Origin of the sequence: Luteolibacter rhizosphaerae (genome assembly GCF_025950095.1) — a bacterium.
GTDB lineage: Bacteria > Verrucomicrobiota > Verrucomicrobiia > Verrucomicrobiales > Akkermansiaceae > Haloferula > Haloferula rhizosphaerae.
The window spans coordinates 48,202-61,965 of record NZ_JAPDDR010000012.1; the positions used below are offsets into that span (position 1 = coordinate 48,202).

At 61.2% G+C, this 13,764-nt stretch carries 13 protein-coding genes; 11 read left to right on the forward strand and 2 right to left on the reverse strand.

What is annotated here, in order from left to right:
- Positions 1-4: 4 nt before the first annotated feature.
- The 5 genes from OJ996_RS20795 (at position 5) to OJ996_RS20815 (ending at position 4,873) form a co-directional block, all read left to right on the forward strand.
- A complete protein-coding gene (locus OJ996_RS20795; RefSeq protein WP_264515602.1) occupies positions 5-586 on the forward strand; it encodes a hypothetical protein in 582 nt (193 codons plus the stop codon).
- A 65-nt stretch (positions 587-651) separates the two neighbouring features.
- Entirely contained in the window at positions 652-1,911 is a 1,260-nt protein-coding gene (locus OJ996_RS20800) for a M48 family metallopeptidase (protein ID WP_264515603.1), read from the forward strand.
- Positions 1,912-1,939: 28 nt separating this feature from the next.
- Complete coding sequence (locus OJ996_RS20805) at positions 1,940-2,956, forward strand: aldo/keto reductase (protein WP_264515604.1); 1,017 nt, start codon at positions 1,940-1,942, stop codon at positions 2,954-2,956.
- Positions 2,957-3,167: 211 nt separating this feature from the next.
- Positions 3,168-4,370, forward strand: coding sequence for a KamA family radical SAM protein (locus OJ996_RS20810; RefSeq protein WP_264515605.1), 1,203 nt, complete (start codon positions 3,168-3,170; stop codon positions 4,368-4,370).
- 107 nt (positions 4,371-4,477) lie between these two features.
- Positions 4,478-4,873 (forward strand): (R)-mandelonitrile lyase, encoded by a 396-nt coding sequence (locus tag OJ996_RS20815; RefSeq protein ID WP_345783799.1) that lies wholly within the window; start codon positions 4,478-4,480, stop codon positions 4,871-4,873.
- On the opposite strand, the gene OJ996_RS20820 is transcribed toward OJ996_RS20815, so the two are convergent.
- Positions 4,870-6,903, reverse strand: a complete 2,034-nt coding sequence (locus OJ996_RS20820) for a metallophosphoesterase (protein WP_264515607.1) — start codon at positions 6,901-6,903, stop codon at positions 4,870-4,872. The genes OJ996_RS20815 and OJ996_RS20820 overlap by 4 nt on opposite strands.
- Positions 6,904-7,045: 142 nt before the next feature.
- Here OJ996_RS20820 and OJ996_RS20825 point away from each other — a divergent pair, with 142 nt between their 5' ends.
- The gene (locus OJ996_RS20825; protein WP_264515608.1) at positions 7,046-7,555 is read left to right on the forward strand and encodes a DUF5069 domain-containing protein; all 510 of its coding nucleotides are present in this window, start codon (positions 7,046-7,048) and stop codon (positions 7,553-7,555) included.
- Between the two features lie 3 nt (positions 7,556-7,558).
- Here OJ996_RS20825 and OJ996_RS20830 read toward each other — a convergent pair whose 3' ends face one another.
- Positions 7,559-7,984: an SLBB domain-containing protein gene (locus OJ996_RS20830; RefSeq protein WP_264515609.1), complete on the reverse strand. Its 426-nt coding sequence runs from the start codon at positions 7,982-7,984 to the stop codon at positions 7,559-7,561.
- Between the two features lie 198 nt (positions 7,985-8,182).
- Between OJ996_RS20830 and OJ996_RS20835 the strand changes: the two genes are divergently transcribed.
- From OJ996_RS20835 to OJ996_RS20855, 5 genes are all read left to right on the forward strand, one after another.
- Entirely contained in the window at positions 8,183-9,166 is a 984-nt protein-coding gene (locus OJ996_RS20835) for an AAA family ATPase (protein WP_264515610.1), read from the forward strand.
- Between the two features lie 127 nt (positions 9,167-9,293).
- Positions 9,294-10,187 carry a DUF58 domain-containing protein gene (locus tag OJ996_RS20840; protein WP_264515611.1) on the forward strand — a complete coding sequence of 298 codons (894 nt, stop codon included), beginning with the start codon at positions 9,294-9,296 and terminating at the stop codon, positions 10,185-10,187.
- 5 nt (positions 10,188-10,192) lie between these two features.
- Positions 10,193-10,708 carry a hypothetical protein gene (locus OJ996_RS20845; RefSeq protein ID WP_264515612.1) on the forward strand — a complete coding sequence of 172 codons (516 nt, stop codon included), beginning with the start codon at positions 10,193-10,195 and terminating at the stop codon, positions 10,706-10,708.
- Entirely contained in the window at positions 10,705-11,706 is a 1,002-nt protein-coding gene (locus tag OJ996_RS20850; RefSeq protein WP_264515613.1) for a VWA domain-containing protein, read from the forward strand. Before OJ996_RS20845 ends, OJ996_RS20850 begins: the two co-directional genes overlap by 4 nt.
- On the forward strand, positions 11,703-13,754 hold the full coding sequence (locus tag OJ996_RS20855; RefSeq protein WP_264515614.1) for a vWA domain-containing protein: 2,052 nt from the start codon (positions 11,703-11,705) through the stop codon (positions 13,752-13,754). Before OJ996_RS20850 ends, OJ996_RS20855 begins: the two co-directional genes overlap by 4 nt.
- The last annotated feature ends 10 nt before the right edge of the window (positions 13,755-13,764 follow it).

A 13,764-nucleotide genomic window follows, 5' to 3' on the forward strand; every position in this document is an offset into this window, starting at 1 on the left:
TTCCATGGAGAACAATCCTTACGCCGCTCCCGCCGCTCCTCTCGACTATACCCCGCCTGGATCCAATGAGGCTGAAATTATCCGTCGCGATCACATCAAGCACGAGGCCTCGGTGAAAGGGATTGGCAGTTTGTGGCTCATCGGCTCGGTTTTCTTCGTCTTGGCAGCCATCGGCGGCCTATTTGCGACCGGGGCATCCGAGATCGCAGGAGCAGCGATGGGGATTTCGGGCCTCCTCTTGCTGCTCGGGATCTTAGGTTTCTGGGTGGCCTTCGGCATCCGCAGGCTGAACCCCGCGGCTCGCATCGTTGGCGGGATTCTGACCGGCATCAGCGTGGTGCTCTCAATCTTCTCACTGCCCCAGAGTGTTATCGGCCTCCTGATCAATGCTTACATCCTGAGCATCCTCTTCTCCAAGAAGGGCAGCATGGTCTTCAGCCCGAGCTATAAGGACATCATCGCCGTCACGCCCCACATCAGATACCGGACACCGCTGATCGTCTGGATCATTCTCGGGCTCTTTGTCCTCTTGATCGTTGGCGGACTTGCGGCGGCTTTCTTCATGAGCCCGAGCGGAGGGATCTGATCCGGCAAGGATTCACGAATATCCCCTATCCACCCCGACAGGTCCGGTACAAGCTTGGTGCCGACATGGAGTTCAACGCCGTCGCCATCCTGATCCTCGTGGCCCTCTTCGCCCTGTGGAAGCTGGATTTCATCGCCACCCTGCTCAACCTCAAGGCGCTGTCTCCGGACCTTCCGAAGGAGTTCACCGACGTTTTCGACGCCGAGCGCTACGCCAAGTCCCAAGCCTACACCCGCGAGTCGGCCCGCTTCGAGATCATCCACTCGATCTTCTCGCTGACGGTCCTGTTGGTTTTCTGGACCCTCGGCGGCTTCGGCTGGTTGGATGGGTTTTCGCGCGGGCTGGTATCCGGGGAGATCCCGGCCGGATTGCTTTTCCTCGGGCTGCTCTTCATCGGGCACACCCTCATTCACCTCCCTTTCTCCATCTACGACACTTTCGTGATCGAGGAGAAGTTCGGCTTCAACAAGACCACTCCGAAGACCTTCGTCATCGATCAGATCAAGGGCCTCGTACTTGCCGCTCTGTTAGGCCTGCCACTCGCCGCTGGCATCCTGTGGATCTTCGGGAATGTCTCGAACGCCTGGCTCTGGGCCTGGGGCTTCTTCGTCACCTTCCAACTCTTTCTCACCTGGCTGGCGCCCACTCTGATCCTGCCCTTGTTCAACAAGTTTACCCCCATGGCCGATGGTCCGCTGCGCCAGGCGATCGAGGCGATGGCCCGCAAGTGCGGATTCCCGCTCGGAGAGATCTCCGTGATGGACGGATCGAAGCGCTCGACCAAGGCGAACGCATTCTTCACCGGCTTCGGCAAGAACAAGAAGATCGCCCTTTACGACACCTTGATCGAGGAGCAGACGCAGGACGAACTCGTCGCCGTGCTCGCCCATGAGATCGGCCACTTCAAGCTGAAGCATATCGTTCAGCGCCTCGCCGTATCGATCCTGCAGGCGGCGGTGCTCGTCTACCTGCTGGGATTAGTGATCGGTGGTGGAGCCTTCTCCCGGGAGCTCTTCGATGCCTTCGGAGTCGAGCAGATCTCACCCCATGTCGGTCTGGTGCTCTTCGGTATCCTCTTCGCGCCTGCCAGCCGCCTGCTCGGCATCGCGGCCAACGCATGGTCCCGCAAGCATGAGTTCGAAGCCGATGCCTTCGCCGCAAAGGCGACAGGTGAATCCGAATCTCTCGTATCCGCCCTCAAAAAACTCTCCGCGAAGAATCTCTCGAATCTCACCCCCCACCCCTTCCGGGTTTTCCTCGATCATTCCCATCCGCCGGTGCTGGTGCGAATCCATGCCCTCCGTTCGCTTCCGTTTGGAACCTGATACCTAGCAATTCGTAAGCTCCTCTTTCATGTACTCCGCCGATCCTACCCGCTACAATGGCCGTATGCCGTACCGCCGCTGCGGTGACTCAGGACTGCTGCTGCCCCAGATTTCCCTCGGCTGCTGGCATAACTTCGGCCACGTCGACGATCAGATCGAGGCCCGCGCGATCCTGCGCCGCGCCTTTGATCGGGGCATCACCCACTTCGATCTGGCCAACAACTATGGTCCGCCTCCTGGCAGTGCGGAGGAGAACGTCGGCCGCATCCTGTCGGAGGACTTCGCCGCCCACCGCGACGAGCTCATCATCTCCTCGAAGGCCGGCCACGACATGTGGCAGGGTCCCTACGGCGAATGGGGTTCGCGCAAGCACCTGCTTTCCTCACTCGACCAGTCGCTCAAGCGCCTGCGTCTCGACTACGTGGACATCTTCTACTCCCACCGTCCGGACCCGAACACGAACCTGGAGGAGACGATGTCCGCCCTTGCGACCGCGGTGCAATCCGGCCGGGCGCTCTACGTGGGGATCTCCAAGTATCCGCTGAAGATGCTCAAAAAGGCGGTGAAGATCCTGAAGGACATGGGTGTCCGCTGCCTGATCTATCAACCGCCCTACTCAATCCTGAACCGCTGGCCGGAAGCCGAAGGCATCCACGAATGGCTCGAAGACAAGGGCATCGGTTCGATCGTTTTCAGCCCCTTGGCGCAAGGGATGCTCACGAACAAGTATGTCGACGGCATCCCGGAAGGATCCCGTGCCGCACGTTCCGAGGGCTTCCTCCAGACCGCCCAAGTGGAGGCCCAACGCGAAAAGCTCCGTGCGCTCCATCAACTCGCCAGCGAGCGTGGTCTGAGCCTCCAGCACCTGGCCCTGCGCTGGGCGCTCGATCAGCAGGGAGTCACCTCCGCGATCATCGGCGCCCGCACCGTCGCCCAATTGGATGACTCCCTCGCCGCCATGGCCGCCCCCGAACTTGATCGGGAAGCTCTCGAGCTGATCGACTCCATCTCCCCCGCGGTGAAGAAGGAGGACGCCGAAGGCTAGGCAGAATGAAGAATGCGGAATTCCCGAATGCCGAATGACTTGCGAAGAGTAAAGGTGCGGAGCGCGCACCGGCTTCATGTTCGACTCCCGGCATCCGGGGATTCATCATCCGACACTTTCTCGGAACAAGTCCCGAAGATCATCCTCGCTGGCACCCGCAGAAACACCCATTTGACAGGGGGATATTGCCCCCTATTTTCGCGGAACCCCGATGGGCCAACCAACCGACCTCGACCCCGTTTTCCGCTCCCATGCACCAGGCTACTGGCCGGCGGAGGCGATGACCGAATGGCACGATGCCACCTGGCAGCTCAAGAACCGTGTTTCCTCGCTGTCTGCCCTTGAAGCCCGCATCGACCTCACGGACGAGGAGAGAGCTGGCGTTCTGCTCGCTGGCAACAAGCTGGCGATGTCGATCACTCCGCATTTCTTCAATCTGATCGATCCAAACGATCCGAACTGCCCGATCCGACGACAGGTCATCCCGAGGATGGAAGAAGGCTGGGATGCTCCCGAGGAAATGGCTGACCCCTGCGGGGAAGACTCCCACATGCCGGTGCCCGGTCTCGTGCACCGCTATCCGGACCGCGTGCTCTTCCTCGTCACGGACCGCTGCGCGTCCTACTGCCGCTACTGCACACGCTCGCGGGTGGTTTCCGGAGTAGGCGAGCAGCACTTGGAGACGCAATGGGAAGCCGCTTTCAAATACCTAGAAGAGCACACTGGGGTCCGCGATGTCCTGCTCTCCGGTGGTGATCCCCTCCTCTTCTCGGACGCGAAGCTGGAGAAGATCCTCAGCCGTCTCCGCGCCATCCCGCACATCCAGTTCCTGCGCATCGGCTCGCGGATCCCGATCTTCCTTCCGCAGCGCATCACACCGGCGCTGTGCGACATGCTGAAGAAGTATCACCCGCTCTTCATCTCCGTTCACACCAATCACCCCCGCGAACTCACGCTGGAGGTGAAGGAAGGGCTTGGCCGTCTCGCCGATGCCGGTATCCCGCTGGGCAATCAGAGCGTGCTGCTTAAGGGAGTCAACGACTCGGTGGAGATCCAGAAGGCTCTCGTCCACAAGTTGCTCATGTGCCGTGTGCGGCCTTACTATCTTTATCAGTGCGATCTGATCCGGGGTTCCTCTCACCTCCGCACCTCCGTGTCGAAGGGTGTGGAGATCATCGAGGGCCTGCGCGGTCACACCACCGGCTACGCCATCCCGCAGTTCGTGATCGATGGCCCCGGTGGCGGTGGCAAGATCCCGCTGAATCCGAACTACGTCGTCCATCGCGATCATGAGAAGACCGTGCTGAGGAACTACGAGGGAGAGATCTTCGAGTATCCCGAGCCGACCCAGATTCCCTCGCAGGAGCTGGCACGGCTGAAGGATTGCGCGACCGGAATCGGCTGCGGAAGCTGAGGCCACCCCTGACGCCACTGGAATATGGTACAAAGTGCATGGAGCGCCGGACCTTCGCTACCGCTTCGTCATCGACATGGCCTGCCTCGCCGGGTGAAAAAGGCCGCGTGAGAATCCAGCGCGCGGGATCGCAGGCATCCACCAAAGGACCGGCCGAATGGTTCACCGGAACCGTTCGGATCGATCCCTTGTTCCAGCCGAGTGCCCCCGCGCGCACTGGAGCGACGCAGGTCACCTTCGAGCCCGGTGCCCGCACAGCATGGCATACCCATCCGCTCGGCCAGACGATCATCGTCACTTCCGGCTGCGGCCGGGCCCAGTGCGAGGGCGGGGCCATCGAAGTGATCCGTCCCGGGGATGTGGTCTGGTTCCCCCCGGGCGTGAAGCACTGGCATGGTGCCGGGCCGGAAACCGCGATGACCCATATCGCGATCCACGAGGCACTCGACGGCAAGACCGTCGATTGGCTTGAGCCGGTTAGTGACGAGGACTACGCAGCCTAGCGTTGCTCGGCTTTAGCAGCACGGATCACCTTGCGGTCGTTCATCAGGGGGTTCGTGCCGGCTTTCACTTCCATCGCGTCCGGCAATCCGTCGCGATCGCTGTCGCTGTCGGTGGCTGAAGTACCATGGGTCACGTACTCGGCGCGGTTGTCCAGCCCGTCCTTGTCCTCGTCCAGGTCGGGATCGAAGTAGTCGAAGATCCCGTCCCCATCCGAATCGGCCGCTCCCAGATCCAGCTCGAAGCTGAAGTCCTGATCCGGCGTGAGCAGATGGTTGTCGTAGATCGGTGAATAGCTTTTCACGATCACCGTCTTGTTGTCCGGCTGGAACTCCAAGGTGCGAAGGTAGCCCTCCCCGCCCAGCTTGCGGAACTGATAGTTCGCGAGCATCTGGTGCACGGGCTTGCCAGCATCGTTGTTGTCCACGCGGTAGCCCGTGCCATCTCCCAGCACGTGGCCGTTGAGGGTCATCACGAAGTTGTGCTTCTTCACGAGCTTTTGCCAGAGCTGCTCGCCATCGTTCTTGCCGCCGGGGGTTTGATATTTGTGGGGGTTGTAGGCCTGCGGGTTCGCCGTATCGGTGTGATCGTAGCGCAGGTCGTTGTTGTTCATGAAGGCATGCGTCACCAGGATGCCCTTACGGTCGGCGTGCTCGCTCATGATCCGGTTCGCCCATTCGACCGTGCTATCGCGCGGCCCCCATTCAAGACAGAGGATGATCCACTTCACGCCACCTGCCTCGAAGAGGTGGTAGGTGTTGTCCATCTTCCCGGCTTCCATGGCACCACCGAAGCTCGGCCAGTCGCGGTAGTACTCTTCGTGAAAGTAGTCGTTCAGGAAGGTGTCGCGCGTCGCCGCATTGCCACCCGGGCCGTAGTCGTGATTTCCCGGCACCAGCGCATAAGGCATCTTTCCATCCAGCATGCCCATCGAGCGGCGCGCGTTCTCCCACTCCGGAATCGAGTTCACGTTCACGATGTCGCCGAGATGCATTACATAGCGGATGTTCCGGGACCGGGCGTTGTGAAGGACCCATGAAGTCTGGGAATCGAAGACCCCCGGATAGTTCTGCGAATAAATCTGGGTATCCGGCAGCAGCACCAAGGTCCACGCGCCCTCTTTGATCATCGAACTGCCCGGCTGGGGTGTCAGATCCAAGGGCGGAGTCTTCCGATCCCGAACCAGTGCGGCATAGTGATAGAGATTGCGGAAGAACGGAGCATTGAACTCCCGCTGGCTTGCCGAACTCCGGTCCTCGCCGCTGGCGCCGTCCAGAATCTTGTCCACGCCCAAGGCGGAAACGAAGAAGCGGCCTTGTCCATAGGCACCCTCCATGAGTCCCGGCGTGCGCGCGTCCCGGTCACCCGAAAGGATCACCTCGAAGCCGAAGAACTGCACGAAAGATTCCCACTGCACGTTCTTCTGAAACCAGGTCTTCTCATCATCGCCGAGCGTGAAGCTCAGCTTGCTGCCATCCGCGGACTTTGGGACGCCTTCCAGAATCGGATGCTTCGGTGCGAGGATGTGGGAGGCCTTCGAGTCACTGTCGCTGCGCGTGGCATCCTGAGTGTCGGGCATAAAGGGAGGCTTGAGCTCGTCCTGATCCGCCTGAGCGAACTGGATCAGCAAGCCCGCGCGATCCACGTAGTCGTCCAGATCATCCGCATAGGCTGCCATGTAGTCCTTGTATGCCTTGGACTGGGACGCGAAGGAGCCAAAGGCGATGAGATCCAAGTCCGTTTCCGGATCCGAGCCGTGGACGTAGGGCGGACGGTCCAATGGAAGCGGCATCACGTGAAAGCCTGCCCGTCGCAAGAGCTCACCCAAGCCCGCGCGATGCGAATAGCGGTCGACTGTTTCGAAGACGTAGGCACGCAGACCTTCCGGATTCGCGGCGCCTTTTCCCGCGGAGGGATTCGCGGTCGGCCCGAAATTCGTGATCGGATCCGGAGAAGCCGGAGCTTTGACCGGTTCCGCGGCACCGAGGCAGAGAACACCGAGCAAAGGCAGGACGGTCACAAGAGCTTTCATGGGATAAGGAGTCGGCAAAGCTGCGGAAGCGCACCTCCGCCGGACGAAAGGAAACGGGTGACAAAGCATTCACCTTTCTCGCCCGCATTCCCGGAATGCGAAATGCAGTTGACGCCACGCCCTCGCTCTCGAGATTCCGCGCATGACTTGGAACGACCGCTTTCTCGATCTCTTCGACCGCTGCGTGAAACGCTATGAGTCCGGGGACAAGGATTTCACCGGCTACTATAGCGCCGCGGACTCCGCCCTGTTAGCCGAGATCGGGTACAAGCCGCGCGAGTTCTTCGACTTCGTGGAAGACTATTGCGAGGAAGGCCAGCCTTCCATCTCCACTGCCCTGCTGGTGGCCGCCGTCCGCCGCGATTACTTCCAAGTCGTGATGCAAGGCAAGCCGGGCGAGAAGGAGCTCACCCGCGATGACATCCCGACCTTCGGCGACGAGCTCGATGGCATTGCCTACCTGCCACGCATCCTGGCCAAGGCCCGCGCCAAGCTCCGCGGCGAGCTCGATCCCGACCTCATGTATGGCTGCGGTGGCGATCGGGCGTTCCTCGCCCGAAACGGCGACCTTCATCCCGCCGATTTCCTCCGCCGCGTCTGGGCGGCCGAGGACGACGACAGCAAGGTGCTGGCGTGGATCAAGGGTCAGTAGAGCCTACTTGCCGATCCAAGTCTTCTGAGGGATCTCCAAGACGTCTCCAGCAAGGACAGGCTCCGAAGCGGAAGTCGTATCCCCGAGATCGCACGGGAGGCTTCTCCCGTTTCGAACCAATCTGGCGCGCTTGACTGCGGCAAACTCGGTCACGCCGCCAGCTTTCTCCAGCGCCACGGCGAGGCTCATCCCTTCCGTAATCTTCACCAGTCCCGGCCTCCTCACATGGCCTCCCACCGTGACGACACCCAAGCTTCTCGGCAGCTTCGACCGATCCAGAGACTTGGCTGACTTCATCCTTGCGACCGTCGACTCGGATCTGAGTTCAGGGCAATCTGTCGAGGACTTGGCCAGGTCATCCCGTGATTCGGGACCCACCTGATGGGCGAGGCAGGCAGCACCGACTATTTTGCAGGTGATGGGATCCATACCCCGGATCTCTAGCAAATCACTTTGCAGAACAAAGTAAATTCTCCGGATGCTTTTTCCACGCCCGTCCTCTCCTTGAACGTTAATGCGCTACTTTTCCCAGACATGGCCGGTTCCTCGCTACGCTTTGCCTGACATCCAGCATGGATTCGCGCTGGCCATGAGCCCATCCATTGCCATCTTTTCGACAAGCCACTCATGACGACTGAAGAATTGCAGGACAGGATCGCCGCCACCAGCGGCTGGATCACCGCCGTGAAAGAGGAGATGGGCCGGGTTCTGGTGGGGCAGGAAGCCTTGGTGGACCGCCTGATCGTCGGCCTGCTCTGTAACGGCCACATTCTCCTCGAGGGCGTTCCCGGTCTGGCCAAGACGCTTGCAGTCAAAGCTCTCTCCGGCTCGCTCGACGCCAGCTTCGCCCGCTTCCAGTTCACTCCGGACCTCCTTCCCGCCGACTTGCTCGGCACCATGGTTTACAACCCGCAGGAAGCGAAGTTCTCGCCCAAGCTCGGGCCCATCTTCAATAACCTGATCCTCGCGGACGAAATCAACCGCGCCCCGGCGAAGGTCCAGTCGGCCCTGCTGGAGGCCATGCAGGAGAAGCAAGTGACCCTCGCAGACACCACCTACCGCTTGCCAGAGCCCTTCCTCGTTCTGGCCACCCAGAACCCGATCGATCAGGAGGGCACCTATCAGCTTCCGGAGGCCCAGCTCGACCGCTTCCTGCTCAAGGTCAGCGTGGGCTATCCCACCAAGGACGAAGAGCTGATGGTGCTCGACCGTATGGCGACCTCCGCGCCCCCCTATCAGACCAAGACCGTCGCGAGTCCCCAGCAGGTAGCCGAATCCCGCTCCCATGTGAACCAGATCTATATTGATCCCGCGGTTCGCGAATACATCGTCGATCTCATCCGCGCGACCCGCTTCCCGGCGAAGATCGATGCCGGTCTGAAGCACCTGATCCGCTCCGGCGCCTCCCCGCGCGGCACCATCAACCTGGCTCTAACAGCACGTGCCCGGGCCTTCTCCGCAGGCCGCGCCTTCGTCACGCCGCAGGATGTGAAGGACATGGTTCACGACGTCCTGCGCCACCGTATCCTGCTCAGCTATGAAGCCGAGGCGGAGGAGGTCACTACCGACCAGATCCTCGACCGAGTCCTCGCCAAGGTGCCGGTGCCCTAAAGAGACTGCAGACCATCAGACAGAAGACATCAGACTTGAGTAGAGATTTCCCAAGCGTGCCGCGGATGATGGCTGGTTCTCCAGTCTTCCGTCTGTCGTCTTCAAATCTTCCGTCTCAGCGTTTCTTATGACCGAGGACGAGCATATCGAGGAGGTGATGAACCGGGTCCACAAGCTGGAGCTAAAGGCCCGGCGACTGGTGCGTGAATCCTTTGCCGGTGAGTACCAGTCCTCGTTCCGTGGCCAAGGCCTCGATTTCGATGACTTCCGGGAGTACCAGCACGGCGATGAGATCCGCTTCATCGATTGGAATGTCACCGCGCGCATGGGTTCTCCCTACATCCGCAAGTTCCGCGAGGAGCGCGAGCTGGCCGTGATCCTGGCGGTGGACATTTCCGGCTCCTCCGATTTCGGCAGCGTCCATTTCAGCAAACGCGAAGCGGCGGCTGAAACGGCGGCCATTATCGGCTTCAGTGCCGCGGGCAATGGCGACAAGGTCGGGCTACTGCTTTTCGCGAAGGAGGCACAGTTTTTCGTCCCTCCCGCCAAGGGCACCCGCCATGTTCTGCGGATCGTCCGCGAGATCCTGATGGCCAAACCGGAAGATCCCGGCACCTCGATCACCGCGGCCTGCGACTTTCTGATCCGCACGCTCCGCCGGAAGGCCTTCATCTTCATGATCTCGGACTTCTTCGACGATCCGATCGACCGGCCGCTGGGCAAGCTCGCCCGCAAGCACGAAACCATCGCGCTACAGATCTCGGATCCCTTGGAGATGTCCCTGCCCAAAGCGGGCAGGGTGGTCCTCGCCGACCCTGAAACCGGCTGGGAGGTGCTCGTGAACACGAACAACGCCAACCTCCGCATGGGCTACGAGAAGCTGATGCGCCGCCAATTCGAAGGGGTCGCCGCCACCTGCAAGAAGCACGCGATCGATCACGCCCAGCTATTCACCGACCGCGATCGCCTCGGCGACCTGCACCGCTTGCTCAAGAAACGCGCTCGCAAGCGCACCCGTTGATTCCGATGGCAGAGCAAAAAGACGAAACGCTCATCCTCAGGGATCCGATTCCTGCCGAGCCCCTGCTTCCCGATCCCGGCCTGCCGCTCTGGGCATGGGGCCTGATCGGACTTGCCGTGGTCGCGTTGGTCACGGGACTCATCTATCTCCTGCGGAAGAAGCCTATCGGCGTGGTCGATCCCAACAAGGTTCGGGAAGAAGCCTACCGCCGCGCGGTCGCCGAACTGGACCCGAAGCCGGGGGAGACGATGCAGGAGGCCGCTACCTCCGTCTCGATCGCCTTGCGCCGCTATCTGGCCGTGGTTTCGGGCGATCCGGCACTTTTCGAAACTCACGAGGAATTTGTGGCCCGCCACGAGTCTCTGGCCTCCTATCCCGAGGACCTGCGGACAACTACCGCCGAAGGATTTTCCCATTTGGCGCGTTTGAAGTATGGTCCTGAAGCAAGTGGCGATCCGGTGGCGCTTTATACAGCGGCGCGTCAACTGCTTGACCGCCTCCACCAGCACCGGCCCGCATGAGGGATTTCCTGGAACATTTCAAATTCGCCCAGCCGCAGTGGCTTCTGCTGCTGATCCCCTGCGTCCTTCTTTTCGTCCTCCGCCGCGGTCGCGGGGCGGAGGCGGCCATGACCTTTTCCACCCTTTCCGTGCTGGTCAGCTTGGGCTCGAAGGTGCGCCGCTCGGCTTTTTCCTTCGGCATGCCGCTTGCCATCCTGGCCTTGGTCCCGGCGATCCTTGCCATGGCCCGGCCGGTATGGCGGAACGAGTATCATTCGAAGACCGCAAGCGGCATCGACATCGCCATCGCCTTCGACGTCTCCTTGTCGATGAGCATCGACGACTTCCATACCCCGGAAGGCCGCGCCCTGAAGCGCATCGACGCCGCCAAAGAAGTTGTCCACAACTTCATCGAGAGTCGTCCGGACGACCGCATCGGCATGGTCATCTACTCGGGACGTCCCTACTCCGTCAGTCCCATCACCCTTGACCACGACTGGCTCCTAAGCAGCTTCAAGCAAGTTAACTTGAACATCCTCAAGGAGATGGGGACAGCGATCGGCTCGGCCATCGCGGCCGCTTCAAGCCGCCTCGATTCCCGGGACGCCAAGAGCAAGATCATCATCCTCTGCACCGACGGAGCTTCCAACTCCGGCAAGATCTCGCCGATCGAGGCGGCCGAGAATGCCAAGACCCTGGGCATCAAGATCTACACCATCGCCATCGGCACCGAGGAAGGCCGTGTTTCCAGCGATATCCAGCGCTTCGCCCGCCAAGAATTCGACTTGCCAACTCTCCGGAAGATCGCGGCGATCACCGGCGGCCAGCACTACCACGCAAAGAGCGCGGAAGAACTCGCCAAATACTTCGACACGATCGACCAGCTCGAGAAATCCGAGACCATCTCCCGCACCGTCATCGAAGACGTTGAGCTTTTCCCGTGGTTTCTGGGAACCGCCGTGGTCGCTTCACTTGTCGCCGCATTCCTGCTGGCGCTCAACCCGCCGCCCTCGCCATGACCTTCGCCCAACCCGCTTGGTTCGCCCTGCTGTTGCTGGTGCCCCTGTTCACAGTGGGTGCCGTGCTGGTCGCGCGGCTGCGGCGGAAGCAATGGGCCGCCTTTGCCGCCCCGCGCCTGCGTCCCCGACTTCTGCGCCGCGGTAGCCCCCTGCCCCGCTGGCTCGCCTTTGGCTTCCTGATGCTGGCGGTGGTCTTGCTCGCCTTCGGACTCGCCCGCCCGCAGACAACCCGCGGCATGCAGACCGAAACCTCCCGCGGGCGGAATGTGCTGCTCGCGCTCGACCTCTCCCGGAGCATGCTGGTTTCCGATCTGAAACCCGATCGACTCACTCAGGCGAAGACACTCTGCTACGAGTTGATGGAAGCCCTGCCGAACGACCGGATCGGCCTGATCGGTTTTTCCGGTGAGCCCTACCTGTTTGCGCCCCTCACGGTGGATCACGCCGCGGTGCGCGAGACGATCGACCAACTCGACATGGATTTCATCCCGGTCGGAGGATCGAACCTCGAAGGCACCTTGGAGATGGCGATTAAGACCCTCAAGGAAACAGGTCAGAAGGAGAATGCCCTGATCGTCCTCAGCGATGGTGACGAAACCACCGGCCGGATGAGCAAGCTCGCGGCTGATGCCAAGAAGGCGGGCGTCTACATCTTCGCCATCGCCGTGGGTACCGAGAATGGCGACTACATCCCGAATCCGGACTATCCCGATGGCCGTCATCGCGACCGCTCCGGAAACGTCGTCCGCAGCGGCATCAATACCAGTGCTCTCAAGAAGCTCGCGGCAGATACCGGCGGGCGGTTCGCGGTCGCCACCTCCGCCGCCAGCATTCCCGAGATGGTGAAGACCGCGATCTCCGATTTGGAACAGTTCGAGATTGAAGGCCGTGATCGCTTTGTCCCGGTCGAGTATTACCAATGGTTCGTTCTGCCGGGGATCATCTTTCTCATCGCCTCGGTGATCGCCGGTACCCGCTGGCGCGGATTGGGACCAGCTAGCGCAGCAGCGGCTGCCGCTTTGATTTTCATCACACCGCAGCCAGCCCGGGCCGGAATGCATGAGGACGCGGGCAAGGCGCTCTCGGAAGGTCGCAACGAGGAGGCGGAGACGCTCTACGATCAACTGGCCGAGAAGTCGGGGCCCACCGACACAGGCTTCCGTTACCGCTTGGCCCAAGGCAATGCCGCGTTCCGCCAAGGACAAACGGACGTCGCCCGCCACGCCTATAGCGAGGCTCTGCGCTCGAACGATCCGAAGGTCCGCGCCGCCGCACACCATGGATTGGGAACCATTCTCTTCGACAACGGCTGGAAACGACTCTCCAACGGTCCCTCCTACCCGAAGATCGAGCCCCCGAAATCCGAGGCCAAGAACTCGGATCCCTTCAAGAAGATCGGCGACGCCCTGTCCGGAAAAGGTAATCCCGCAGCGACCAAAGATCCGATGGCCGCCTTCGACGAGATGGTGCGCCAAGCGATGTCCGAATGGATTCAGGGCGAGATTCCAGATGGCGGAGGCGATACCGCCGGTTTCGATCGCTTCAACAGCGTGCTCACCGATTGGGTGGACGCCGTGAAGCACTTCGAATCCGCGCTGGGCTATGACTCGTCGCTAGTTGACGCGGAGCACAACCGCACGCTCACCGTGAAGCATCTCAAGCGCTTGCGGGAGATTCTTGAAGAGGTGAACGAAAACGCCCAGCAGATCCAACCCGTCCCGGGACCCGGCGAGGGGGAGGACCAAGGTCAAGGCCAGCAGCCGGATGGCGAAGGCGAAGAGGGCGATCAAGAAGGCGAAGGCAAGGGCGGCGACAAAGAGGGCAAGGGCGACGGCGACGGCGAAGAAAAGGATCGGGACGGTAAAGGCGGCGATCACCCCGGCGACAAAAAAGAGGGTGAAGGCGACAAGGACGGTGGCAAGAAGCCTAAACCGGGCGAATCTCCGGAAGATGCCGCACGTCGTATCCTCAAGGAGAACGCCGATTTCGAAAAGGGTGCGCTCGGCCCCAATCGCATCGAGTACCGTCAACCTGACAAGGACTGGTAATTCATTTCAG

Excerpts from the sequence above, each read along its gene's own strand:
- OJ996_RS20825 (WP_264515608.1), top strand. The coding sequence starts at position 7,046 with ATGACTTGGAACGACCGCTTTCTCGATCTCTTCGACCGCTGCGTGAAA.
- OJ996_RS20805 (WP_264515604.1), top strand. The coding sequence starts at position 1,940 with ATGTACTCCGCCGATCCTACCCGCTACAATGGCCGTATGCCGTACCGC.
- OJ996_RS20850 (WP_264515613.1), top strand. The coding sequence starts at position 10,705 with ATGAGGGATTTCCTGGAACATTTCAAATTCGCCCAGCCGCAGTGGCTT.
- OJ996_RS20855 (WP_264515614.1), top strand. The coding sequence starts at position 11,703 with ATGACCTTCGCCCAACCCGCTTGGTTCGCCCTGCTGTTGCTGGTGCCC.
- OJ996_RS20795 (WP_264515602.1), top strand. The coding sequence starts at position 5 with ATGGAGAACAATCCTTACGCCGCTCCCGCCGCTCCTCTCGACTATACC.
- OJ996_RS20845 (WP_264515612.1), top strand. The coding sequence starts at position 10,193 with ATGGCAGAGCAAAAAGACGAAACGCTCATCCTCAGGGATCCGATTCCT.
- OJ996_RS20810 (WP_264515605.1), top strand. The coding sequence starts at position 3,168 with ATGGGCCAACCAACCGACCTCGACCCCGTTTTCCGCTCCCATGCACCA.
- OJ996_RS20830 (WP_264515609.1), bottom strand. The coding sequence starts at position 7,984 with ATGGATCCCATCACCTGCAAAATAGTCGGTGCTGCCTGCCTCGCCCAT.
- OJ996_RS20820 (WP_264515607.1), bottom strand. The coding sequence starts at position 6,903 with ATGAAAGCTCTTGTGACCGTCCTGCCTTTGCTCGGTGTTCTCTGCCTC.
- OJ996_RS20835 (WP_264515610.1), top strand. The coding sequence starts at position 8,183 with ATGACGACTGAAGAATTGCAGGACAGGATCGCCGCCACCAGCGGCTGG.
- OJ996_RS20840 (WP_264515611.1), top strand. The coding sequence starts at position 9,294 with ATGACCGAGGACGAGCATATCGAGGAGGTGATGAACCGGGTCCACAAG.
- OJ996_RS20800 (WP_264515603.1), top strand. The coding sequence starts at position 652 with ATGGAGTTCAACGCCGTCGCCATCCTGATCCTCGTGGCCCTCTTCGCC.